We start from the raw sequence: 11,406 nt of genomic DNA, 5'->3' as shown, positions 1-11,406 counted from the left end.
GTCATCTATAGTCCGGCAACACCAGCGACCCGAACGTCAGGTAGATCGCGCTGCGGCCGTCGAACGTCTGGCCGTAGCCGAGCTGCAGCGGGCCGATCGGCAGGTCGATGCCGAAGAAAATGCTGGCGGCGCCGATCAGGTCGTTGAACGACACATCATCATAGTCTTCCCACACATTGCCGCCTTCGACGCTGCCCGCGAGATACATCGGGACGTCGAAGAGCAGGCCCTGCTGCGTCAGTCGGTGATAGTAGATCGACCTCACCAGCAGCATCTGATCGCCGAAGAGCTGGCGATCGCGCAGGCCCGACAGATAAGTGAGTCCGCCCAGCGTCGCGCCCGACTGCTGTGCATCGACCGAATCCTTCGCCAATGAAGCGCGGCCGCCGAGCAGGAATGTGTTGCGTCCGAAGCTGAGTGCCTTGTCGATGCTCACGCGCAGCAGGTTGCCGTCTTCGTCCGATCCCATGTGCGTGTCATACGACGTGTAGCTGACTTCGGCCCGCATGCCACGTCTCGGAAATCTCACGTTGTCCAGGCTGTCCCAGAGAATCGTCGCGTTGAATCCTCCGACGTCGGCGAGGTCAGTTGTGGGAAATATGTTGGGCAGGCCGATCGTCAGATCAGCATGATCCTGGCCACGCAATGCCGCGGCGGAAATCCGCAAGCGATCACCAAAGTCGCGACCGATCCGGAGCTCTCCGTACCAGCTCTCGACTCGATACTGCGCGAGCGCCAGGTCCTCGCTGAACGAGCCATCGTCGGCGATAACAGGCTGATTGAGCGCGTAGTACGCAGCGAGCGGCGAGAAGAACCAGTTGCCACGCTCGGAGAACGGCAGGTAGAAATCCGTCTCTGCCGCGGTGACTCGACCGAGGCCGACGAAAGTCCGCCATTCCGCACCCTTTTCATTCAGGCTCGTCACGCGACTCTCGATGTTCAGCTGGTAGTCGTCATTGCCTTCGAAGTCATCGCTGATCTGCAGCCCGAGCCGGAACACGGTGCGACCGAGCGCGGAATCCACCGGCAGCACCTCGAGGCCGGTCTGACCTTGTTCGTTCGTCGAGAGGTGATACGAAATCGAATCGTACGTTCCGCGGCCGTAGGCGCCGCGAATGTCGCTTTCGACCCTGTCCGGGTCGAACTTCTCGCCCGGCTGCTGGCTGATCCGATCGTGCACGAACTCCGACGTGCGACTCTGGCTGGCATCCACGTGCACATACGAAATTTCTGGATGCGAGGGGTATTCGTATCGTTGTGTCTTCTGCCACGCCCGGTACTCATCCTCCGACACGGAGAACGACCGCAACTTCTCGACGACCGCAAGCGCAGCCTGCTCGCCCGGATCGATGCCGTCGGCAGCACGCGGGAAGCTGGCAGTGGTGATGCCGTGAAGCGTCGGGCGGATGAATATGTCGTCCTCGTTCAACGTCGCGAGCCGCTCATCGGTGCGGTCACGCATCATTCCGCTGATCATCTGCAGCATGATGCTGAAGCCCGAATGCACCGTTTCGGCTGGCGCGAGCGGCTGTCCTACGTCGACGACGATCAGGCGATCGACCCCCATCTGGCGCGCGACATCGATCGGCACATTGTCGACGACGCCGCCGTCCACCAGCACTTTGCCGTCGTGCTTCACTGGCGCGAACGCACCTGGCACCGCCATGCTCGCCCGTATCGCGAGCGCGAGATCGCCAGAATCGAACACTACCGGTTTGACGACGCCGATGTCCGTGGCAACACAACGAAACGGAATCGGCAGCTGGTCGAACGTGCTGATGTTGGCCCGGCCAAGGAACATGCGCCGCAGCAGCAACCCAAGCTTCTGGCCGCGAATGAGCGTGGTGGGGATAGTGAGGCTGCCATCTTCGGCCAGCCCGATTTCCAGGTTTGCGAGCCGGCCGAGATCGGTTTCCTTCTGGCGCATCGGCTCGTCCCGACGATCGGTGTTGTCGTGGAAGATGTCGATCCAGTCGATCGAGCGGATGATCACCTCGATCTCTTCCGGGGAGTACCCCGCCGCGTACAGCCCACCGATGATCGATCCCACGCTCGTCCCGGCGATCGCGTGAATGGGAATGCGTTCGCGCTCGAGCACTTTCAGCACCCCGATGTGCGCCCCGCCCCGGGCACCGCCGCCGCCGAGCACGAGCCCGATCCGCTCCTGCCCGGCGCCCGCTGCTGTGACGCTGAACGTCAGCGCAAGCAACCCTCCCACAACAGCACGCGGGAACCTGATCAACCCCATGGCAACCTCCCTCACACGACCAACGGCGCCGTCCTGCCGTTCCGGTCGGATGCTGAGGGGACTCCCGCGTCAACGTCAATTGCAGGATGTCGAAGACTTTCTGTCGACCCGGCCCGCGGAGGCCGAGTCATTCGGGTCGGGGAAGTCCTCGGACGGCGACTCGATCCGCCTGATACGACGCGAGCCAGAGCGATTTTCCGACGACGACGGCTGCGGAGACGCCGTTGAACGCCGGATTCGGCTCCGAGTACGCGACGATTCGGAAGGCCAGAGCCGTCGGATCGAGCTCCGCAACCGTGTAGCCGCGATGACATCGCATGTCGTCGGCCTTGCCGTCGATGATCTTTCGGATTCCTCCGCAAGCCGGCTCGTCGTACTGCATTCCGGCGAGCAACAATCGATCGCCGTCCCAGTGAATGTTGTCAGGCATGAATCCGGGCGCCTGCAGGCGGCGCGCCGAACTCGCGGGATTCGCACGGTCGAAGACCACGACAGCGCGCCATCCGAAAGCGACGACGTAGAACGCCCTGTCATCGCGCGAGGTCTCGATCCCATTGTTCCCCGGCAACTCGGTGCCAGGCAGCAGCTGAAATCCCCGACGCCCCAGTCGCCATTCATAGACTCCACCGGTGATCTCGCCCCGCCAGAAATCCGTGATCGTCTTTCCGGGACGCGTGAGCACACTCGCGAGAATCGTGCCGTCCGAGTAGCTGGCGACGCTGTTCGCGGCGAACCCTTCGGGCATCAGCGCACAGCCATTCCAGATCAGCGCAGGCTCACCGGCTGTTGCGTCGACCGTGAATATCTCGATTGCTTCACGCCCACCATGATTCACGACATACAGCGTATGGCGCGAGTCCTTGCCGGGCCGCAGGCTGACTCCCTGCGCATTGAAGATGGACGCATCCGGTGCGGAATGACAATCAGGAAAGCGTTGAGCATCCAGTGCTTGCTGTTGAGCTGTACCCGAATACCAGTGCCGCATCGATCGAACGTCGCTATCGATGAGCTTGAGGCCGGCGCCGTTGGCGAATCCGCTGGCGATGATCCAGCGCGTGTTGGGAATGCGTGCGAGATCTTCGGGTCTCTCCGCGCCGCAGATGAACTCGAGTCCGTTTGCAGCGGCACAACCGGCACTCGACGCGGGCTGTGCGATGCTGCGTGACACGCCGACCGGCGACGCGACGCACAGCAGGATAAGAAGCGCGGCGCGAACTGGCTTCGACATGACGGGAAGGGAGGGGCTCGTGCCCCTCCCCTTTGCATCTACATCGAGAACTTCACGCCGAAATAGTACGAGCGGCCGACGGGATCGAACACACTCGTGTCAGTGCTCGTCTGTGAGCTCGACACGAACACGGATTCCTCATCCGTCAGGTTCGTCACGCCCGCGCGGAACTGCCACTGATCGTTCAGCTCGTAGGTGGCCACGAGATCGTACAGATTGTAGGTGGGCACACCGACGCCGGGATTGGTCGGCGTCGTCACGGACGTCACATCAGCCATCGCATCCTGGAAACGCCAGCGAACAGCGACCGTTGCACCGCCGAATCCGTATCCGAGCGTCGTCAGTGCCTTCAGCTCGGGATGACTGGAGCCGATCGTGTTCGTGCCGCCGTAGTCCTGGAACTGCGTTCCGGGCAGCGTCTGGACGGCGAACTCCTCCGAGTAGCCGACGCCGGTGCTGAAGTAGAGATTGCCGGGCCCTACGTCCGCACTCCACGAGAGCTGCAGGTCGACGCCGCTGGTACGCAAGCCGCCGAGATTCAGATACGGCGTTTCGATGAGTTGCAGCAGTCCGTTCGAATCGCGCGTCAGCAGCGTGCAGAACGGGTTGTTCACTGCGTACGAAGGATTGGAGCCATCGAGGTTATAGCACTTGCTCAATGCAGTGAGCCCCGGTACCACGGAAATCACGTCTTCGATGTCGATGCTGTAGTAGTCGAGCGAAACGGACATGTTGCTCAGCCACGGCGACTCGGCCCGCGAGTTCCACGAGAACCCGATGTTGTAGGTATTGGCGGTCTCGGGAGCGAGCGCTGGATTGCCGTGAGTCAGGCTGGCGGTCGCAGTCGTTGGGAACGTGTACGTGTCGATGACGCTGGCCGGAATACCCTGCGCAAGACACAGCGATCGCACGTCACTGCCTCCGGCTCCCGTGCGTGCTGTTGAACGGATATCGCAGGGATCGCCGATCGCTGCCGGTGGCGTACCGAACGCAATCTGGCCGCCCGTATCCGCCGCGAACAACTCGCCGATGTTCGGTGCGCGCACCGCACGTTGATAGCCGCCGCGAATCAGCAGGCCCGGAACCGGTGTCCACTTGATGTCCCCCTCGTAGCTGTCCACGCTTCCCGACGTCGAGTAGTCGGAGCGACGGAACGCGGCGCCGATATTCAACTGCTCGATCAGCGGCAATCCACTGAGGACCGGGATGTCGATCTGCCCGGCGAACTCGGTGACGTCGTATTCACCGATGGACGCCTGTGAGGCGATGACCGCTTCGATGTTCTGCGCGGCGAGTTGCGAGTCGGGGTTCGAGCGATAGGTGTTCTCGCGATACGACCCCAGCAGTGCGAGCTTCATGTCGCCGGCCGGCAGAGAGAACAGACTGCCTTGCACGACGCCCTGGAAGTTCGTTTGCGACAAGGCTTCCGTGCTCGTCGCAGTCGTCGTCATGTACGCTTCGCACGCATCCGAGATGTTCCTGCTGTTCGCAAGCGAGAATGGATTGAATCCGCCCGCGCAGATGGAATTGCCTCCGTCGGGTGCATTCAACAGCGCCTGGACGCGGCTCTTCAGCACCGCGTGATAGTTCGACTGAACGTGATCAGTCGTGTCATACGCACCGTAGACATCCCAGGTCCAGTTTTTCCAGGGCAGCGAGCCCTTGAGTCCCGCCAGGTACTGGGCTGTGGTGTACGACTCATCCCACGCCTTCGCGGGAATCCCGACGTAGCGACCGTTCCAGGTGAAGGGCGCGTTCGGATTCGGGCGCGAGGCGAGCAACGTGCGCAGGTCGTTCGGAATGAAGGGATTGGTGATTGGAATCGTCGTCAACGTGCCAAACTGCGTGAGGCTGCCGCCGCTGCTCGTGTGGACCTCGGAATCGACATACATGAACTGCCCGTACAGTGTGAGATCCGGACTGAACTCGTAGTCGAACTTGCTGAAGACGGATGTCCGGTCGAGCGGATTCATGATCATCGTCTGCGGACCGACGGGCATGCGCACGTTGCCCGCGATGATCGCGTAGCCGTCCGTAGTGGGGCCCTGGTAGTTCTTGGCGCCGGTCTGCGTAAACAGTGTTCCGTTGTCATTGAACCCGAGGTTCAGGGTGTTGCTCACCGGTGTGACGGCGCCGTAACTCGCGAACAGCGTGTTGACCGCCGCCTGATTGGGCAAGTTGGTCGCCGAGGGCACGAACGTGCCCTGCCCGATGAAGGATGAGGGCGTGACGAACTCGAAGAACTCGCGCTTCGCGCCCGACAACCCTTCGCGTGTCGAGTAGCCTGCGGCAATCAACGCGTTTCCCTTGCCGTCGGCGAAGCTCGTGCCGAAAGCCGACGAGGCCGTGACCTGCTCATAGTCGCCCCGCTCGGAGTTCCCGTACTGGACGTCGGCGGTGATGCCTTCGAAGTGACCGAGCGTGATGAAGTTCACCACGCCCGACATAGCGTCCGAGCCGTACACGGCGGAGGCGCCGCCCGTGATCGTTTGCACGCTGGCAAGCACGGAATCCGGAATCAGGTTGATATCCACGTTGCCGGAAATGTCGGCCAGTGGGAGTCGACGGCCGTCGAGCAGCACCAGGTTGCGGTTCGAACCGAGGCCGCGCAGGTTCACCGTCGCATGACCACCGGTTCCCTGTCCGCCGTTGCCGGCGGTGCCGGCTGGCGAGAATTGCGGCAACTGATTGAGCGAGGCTTCCAGCGTCACCGCACCCGTCTGCCTCAGCTCCTCGGCCGAGGCGATGACGATCGGGCTCGGCGCGACATGGTTCGGATCGGAGATGAGCGTCCCCGTGACGATCACCTCTTCGAGTGTGCCCGGCTTGGCTTCCTGTGCGCCGGCAGCGGAAGCATTCAGGATGGCGGCGATCGTCATCGCAAGCGCGGCGCTGGAAGTGCCGCGGGCGCGACGCCCGTAGTGCAAGTTGATCATGTTATCCCCCAGTCAAAGTTCTACGCATGCACCCTCGGTGCACATCGATCGATTCACGGGTTCTTTGCCCGTTCGTCCCTCCGTGGCCAGTCGTCCTCCAGCGCCAATCCCGCACTGGTTCGTACATTCTTCAGGCGTGAATGGCGATACGGTTTCCTTCGAAGCTATTCAGCGGTCGCGAATGCGGCGGGTCGCCGCGCGAGCGAATCGAAATGGCGTGCCATCCGGTCGGCGTCAGGCTCGATGCCGGTGAACAGGCGGAATGCACCCACAGCCTGGAAGATCGCCATGCCGCCGCCATCGAGCGTGCGACAACCGATTGCGCGGGCGGTCTTCAGCAGCTCTGTTTCGAGCGGGAAGTAGACGATTTCGACGATCCAGTGACGCGCACCCAGCAGCTCCCGCGGCAGCGGCAGTCCTGGATTCTTCGCCATCCCGGTGGTAGTGGCATGCACGAGGCCATCGGCTGTTGCCATCGCGCCGGGTAGATCGCTGATTGCCTGCACGCGCTGAGAGGGAAAAAGCTTGCTCAGCGTTTCGACGAGCGCGTGCATCCTGTCCTTGTCGATATCCAGAATGCTGAGTGATGCCGCACCGAGTTTCAGCATTGCGTAGCCGACGGCAGCACCCGCACCGCCGGCGCCGAGTTGAACGACATGACCCATCGGAACGTCGGGCAGGCCGCGCTTGAAGCTCTCCGCGAAGCCCCACCAGTCGGTGTTGTGGCCCACCCTTCGTCCCCCTGCGAGGACGACGGTGTTCACCGCACCGAGCGCCTTCGCATCCACGCTCAGCTCGTCGAGCAACGGCAGAACCGTCTGCTTGCATGGATGCGTGATGTTGAGACCGGCATAGCCCTGCTCCTGGGCGGACGCGATCAGGGAACTGAGAGCGAGCGGACCACCGGTCGTCCGATCGAGATCGAAGAGCTCGTATCGATACTGCATGCCCTGCTCCGCGCCTTCGTGCATGTGCAAGGCAGGCGTGAGCGAAGCCTGGATGTGCGAGCCGATGAGACCCGCGAGGACGCGACGATGATCCGTCGCGCTCACGGCTTTCCTCCGATCGTCGCATCGATGAACGCAAAGGTCTTCGACAGCGCGGCAAGGCTGGCTTCGCGCGTCTGACCCTCGCTCGATCCAATGAAGCTGTGATCGACGCCGGGAATGATCATCAGCTCCACGGGCACATTCCTCGCTCGAAGCGCTGCATTGAACGCCTTCGACTGAGCAGCCGGTACGACCTTGTCGATTTCACCATGAATCAGGAGCGCAGGCGGATCGCGCGCTTCCACATGAGTGATCGGACTCGCGAGTGCCGCAGTGGGTCCGCAGTCCGCGGGATTGCATCCGAGGTACTTGCCAACCGGCGAGTCGGCGCTTTCCGGGCGCTGATTCGCCAGCGGCTGTGCAGCGAAGTCGAACACGCCATACCAGGCAACGAGGCCTTGCACGCAATCTGACTGCGCCGCCAGCACCGATGTCGTGTCAGGTTTGCCATCCTTCGTGAACTTCGGCGCGAGCTCCTCGATGCCGCATGATGTAGCTGCGAGCGCAGCGAGTTGTCCGCCCGCGGAACCGCCCCAGACCACGGCCTTCGCCCTGTCGATCGAGTAGTCAATGCTCCTGGCGCGCAACCAGCGAATCGCGGTTTTCACGTCCTGCAGCGCCGCCGGAAATCGCGCTTCGGAGCTCAATCGGTACTCCACGGAAACGACGACATAGCCCTTCGATGAGAGTTTCGCCAGCACCGCCGGCCAGTTCGCGAATGCGCCCGAGTGACGCGTATGTCCGCTCTGCCAGCCACCACCGTGAATGTAGACCACCAACGGAAAGCCGGCAGCGCTCGCGGCTGAGCGCTTCGGCTTGTAGAGATCGAGTCGCAGAGGCCGGTATCCCGGCAGAACGGAGTAGACCAGATCGGGAAAGCTTTCGACGTCGCCTGCAAACTCAGCAGCGACACGCGGATAGCGATCATCGAGCACTGGAGCCGCAGCGACGGCAGCATCCACCGCGGGCGCTTCTGCTCGCGCGGCGAGCGTCGCGACGGCGGCGCCGATCAGCACCGTGCTCAGGAACCCAACCTTCATCGATACCCCCGGTCAGACATTTGCATCGCTGGTCGATACGTCGGCAGCTATGTTTGTACTAGTTCGTACATAGTGCATGCGACCGCGGGAGGATTGCAAGCCCTGCATACTTTCTAGACGGCGCGATCGGTCCGGTAGCGCGATTGCGCAGCGAGTCGAATGGGTGCATTTGCCAGGCCGTAGGCGCGATAGCTGCGGCGCTCGACGATCTCGAAGAAGAAGCGCTTGGCGAATGCCCGCGAGTAGAGCTGGAAGAATTCCCCTTCCCCATCCCTGTCGTAGAGGATGTTGAATTCGGCGAGCTGATCAGCGAGTGCCGGCTCGAGGCCGAAGCGAGCCTGGAGATCCTCGTAGTAGTTCGGCGGAATGGGCAGGATCTCGAGCCCGTATTCGCGCAGTCGCCGTGCGGCGGCGACGATGTCGCTCGTCTCCAGGGCAATGTGCTGCACACCTGCCCCCATGAATCCCTGCAGGAATCGCGACGACAGTGTCTGCGCTGCCGCTGAACTGGCCAGCGTCATGCGGAACGCGCGATCGGGCGATTCGACGGCCTGGCTGTAGACGAGCCCCAGAGGATCAGCGATTTCGATCTGCGGGGTCTTCGCCACGTCGAAGAGCGACAGGTAGTACAGCAACCACGACAGCATTTCTTCGTACTGCATGGTCTGGGCAACATAGTCGACCCGCAGCAGACCGGCGTCGCGTGGCTCCTTCACAGGCAGCGCGACGAACTCGTGCTCCCAGACATTGCGCTCGTTCCCTGCTTGCATGAAGTAGACGAGACTGCCGCCGACACCACGTACGGATGGGATCTGCATCTCACCCGGACCTACAGGTTGCGTGAAGCTCCCGATCTGCAGCGACTGCGCGCGCTGCATGGCTGCATCGACATTCTCGACACTGACACCGAGTGCGCAGACCGATGCGCCATGCACGCTGTCGTAAGCTCGCGCGAAGCTTTCAGGTTCGCTGTTGATGACGAAGTTGATGCCGTGCTGGTTCCAGCGCGTCACATCCTTCGAGCGATGCCTCCCGACCTGTGAGAATCCCAGCGCGGCGAACATGCGCCCCAACGGCTCGACTTCCTCTTCGTTGGCCGCGAACTCGACGAACTCGAACCCGCGACATTGAACTCGCGGCGGCAACGGTGCCGGCTTGTTCGGTGTCAGCCGGCGGACGACCTGATCCTCGAGGAGCCGCAGCGATCGCATGCCATCGACAGCGGTTGTCGTGGCCGGGCTTGCACGGAATCGGTCGTTGAAGATCTCCAGCGACCAGATGCCGTCGAATCCGCGTGAGCGCAGTGCCGACACGTACGGAACGATCGGCAGGTCGCCCTGCCCGGGAAGACTGCGAAAGTGACGGCTCCATGAGAGCAGGTCCATCTCGAGCAGGGGTGCATCCGCGAGCTGGACAAGGAAGACCTTCGCCGGATCGATATCCGGCAGGCTTTCGATCGGTACCTTGCGCGCCAGGGAATGAAAGCTGTCGAGGATCAGGCCGATCGCGGGGTGCTGCGTGTCGCGGACGATCGACCACGCATCGCGATGATCGAACACATGACGTCCCCAGGACAGCGCTTCATAGCCGACGCGCAGTCCGCGCGCTGCGGCCCGTGTTCCCAATTCCTGGAAGTCCTCGATGATCCTCGCCCGCTCTCCCGAGGATGACGGCGAAACGTTGGAGCACACGAGGAGCAGGTTTGCGCCAAGCTCTTCCATCACATCGAACTTGCGCTCGATGCGATCGAAGACCCTCGCCCGCAGCGGCTCCGGCATGCCTTCGAAATCCCTGAACGGCTGAAACGCAGTGCAGGTCAGTCCGAGCTCTCGCAGCAGACGGCCGACGTCTCTCGCATCGCCCCCGTCATAGGTGAGCAGATCGTTCTCGAAGATTTCCACGCCGTCGAATCCGGCTTCGGCGATGGCGCGCAGCTTCGTGTCCAGGCTGCCGCTGATGGAGACCGTCGCAATGGATGTGAACACCGTGCCCCTCCGAATGTCGCCCAGCGTCGCGGCAGTGCGTGCGCACTAGTTCGTACATACTGTACCCGCGGAACGGGAGCCGCGCCATCCTCCGGATGGCCGACACGGGAAGTCAGGCTTTCTTCGGCCTGACTTCGAGCATGCGCTCGATGGTTTCGGTGATGAGCTTCTTGTGCCGCTTGCGCAGCTTCGGATCGGACAGGTCGCGATCGAAGATGGCCCCGAACGTGTGGCGGTTCGAGACCCGGAAGAAACAGAACGCGCTGATCAGCAGGTGCACGTCGACGGGATCCAGATCAGCCCGGAATACGCCTTCCTTGCGTCCGCGCTCGAGAATCGTGCTCAGCGTCCGGATGACGCTGGCATTGACGTCCTTGATCGCCTGGACGTTCTTCATGTGCTTGCCCTGGTGGATGTTCTCGACGCTCACCAGGCTGATGAACTGCGGATGCGTCTCGTCGTAGTCGAATGTGAGCTCGATCAGCTTGCGCATCGCGGCCAGCGGTTCCATGTCCAGCAGCTTGGACCGCTCCTCGAGGGAGCGGATGTCCATGTAAGCCTTCTCGAGCACGGCCTGATACAGGCCTTCCTTGCCGTTGAAATAGTAGTAGATCATCCGCTTGGACGTGCGGGTGCGTTCCGCGATCTGATCCACGCGCGCGCCGCTCAGACCGTTGACGGCGAACTCCTCGGTCGCGATCGCGAGAATGTCCTGCATCGAGCGATCCGCATCGCGCGGCGTCGACGACTCTTCTTCGGTCGTCTTCTTCGTCGTTTTCTTCAGCATCGAACGTTCTCCAGTCCGCTGGCTAAGCCAGCCTTGGGCCAACCCAGCCCCTGGCGGGTCAGACGCAGCGCAAAAAATATCACACCGGAACACCCGGTATCACCTGCGCCCCACTGCGTGCGCGAGCGGAATG

Annotated in this window: 7 protein-coding genes; all 7 read right to left on the bottom strand. The window is 62.4% G+C overall.

The genetic code is table 11. The annotated features are described in order from the left end of the window. Position 1: 1 nt before the first annotated feature. The 7 genes from HNQ60_RS11900 to HNQ60_RS11870 all read right to left on the bottom strand — a co-directional run bounded on the left by HNQ60_RS11900 (position 2) and on the right by HNQ60_RS11870 (position 11,273). Positions 2-2,248: a patatin-like phospholipase family protein gene (locus HNQ60_RS11900; protein WP_184332027.1), complete on the bottom strand. Its 2,247-nt coding sequence runs from the start codon at positions 2,246-2,248 to the stop codon at positions 2-4. 127 nt (positions 2,249-2,375) lie between these two features. After that, positions 2,376-3,476: a hypothetical protein gene (locus HNQ60_RS11895; protein ID WP_184332025.1), complete on the bottom strand. Its 1,101-nt coding sequence runs from the start codon at positions 3,474-3,476 to the stop codon at positions 2,376-2,378. A 38-nt stretch (positions 3,477-3,514) separates the two neighbouring features. Beyond that, complete coding sequence (locus tag HNQ60_RS11890; RefSeq protein ID WP_184332023.1) at positions 3,515-6,412, bottom strand: TonB-dependent receptor plug domain-containing protein; 2,898 nt, start codon at positions 6,410-6,412, stop codon at positions 3,515-3,517. Between the two features lie 164 nt (positions 6,413-6,576). Continuing rightward, positions 6,577-7,464 carry a shikimate dehydrogenase gene (locus HNQ60_RS11885; RefSeq protein ID WP_184332021.1) on the bottom strand — a complete coding sequence of 296 codons (888 nt, stop codon included), beginning with the start codon at positions 7,462-7,464 and terminating at the stop codon, positions 6,577-6,579. Beyond that, positions 7,461-8,501, bottom strand: a complete 1,041-nt coding sequence (locus HNQ60_RS11880) for an alpha/beta hydrolase (RefSeq protein WP_184332019.1) — start codon at positions 8,499-8,501, stop codon at positions 7,461-7,463. Before HNQ60_RS11880 ends, HNQ60_RS11885 begins: the two co-directional genes overlap by 4 nt. A 113-nt stretch (positions 8,502-8,614) precedes the next feature. Further along, positions 8,615-10,486 (bottom strand): bifunctional sugar phosphate isomerase/epimerase/4-hydroxyphenylpyruvate dioxygenase family protein, encoded by a 1,872-nt coding sequence (locus HNQ60_RS11875; RefSeq protein WP_184332017.1) that lies wholly within the window; start codon positions 10,484-10,486, stop codon positions 8,615-8,617. Positions 10,487-10,598: 112 nt separating this feature from the next. Continuing rightward, the gene (locus tag HNQ60_RS11870) at positions 10,599-11,273 is read right to left on the bottom strand and encodes a TetR/AcrR family transcriptional regulator (RefSeq protein WP_184332014.1); all 675 of its coding nucleotides are present in this window, start codon (positions 11,271-11,273) and stop codon (positions 10,599-10,601) included. Positions 11,274-11,406 lie beyond the last annotated feature (133 nt).

The sequence above is a fragment of the Povalibacter uvarum genome, assembly GCF_014202975.1.
Taxonomy (GTDB): Bacteria; Pseudomonadota; Gammaproteobacteria; order Steroidobacterales; family Steroidobacteraceae; genus Steroidobacter; species Steroidobacter uvarum.
The sequence above is the reverse complement of the archived record's forward strand: the minus strand, read 5'-3'. Positions and strand labels throughout refer to the sequence as shown.

Bases quoted from the DNA above. Each gene is read 5' to 3' on its own strand.
- HNQ60_RS11900 (WP_184332027.1), bottom strand. From the start codon at position 2,248: ATGGGGTTGATCAGGTTCCCGCGTGCTGTTGTGGGAGGGTTGCTTGCG.
- HNQ60_RS11870 (WP_184332014.1), bottom strand. From the start codon at position 11,273: ATGCTGAAGAAAACGACGAAGAAGACGACCGAAGAAGAGTCGTCGACG.
- HNQ60_RS11880 (WP_184332019.1), bottom strand. From the start codon at position 8,501: ATGAAGGTTGGGTTCCTGAGCACGGTGCTGATCGGCGCCGCCGTCGCG.
- HNQ60_RS11895 (WP_184332025.1), bottom strand. From the start codon at position 3,476: ATGTCGAAGCCAGTTCGCGCCGCGCTTCTTATCCTGCTGTGCGTCGCG.
- HNQ60_RS11890 (WP_184332023.1), bottom strand. From the start codon at position 6,412: ATGATCAACTTGCACTACGGGCGTCGCGCCCGCGGCACTTCCAGCGCC.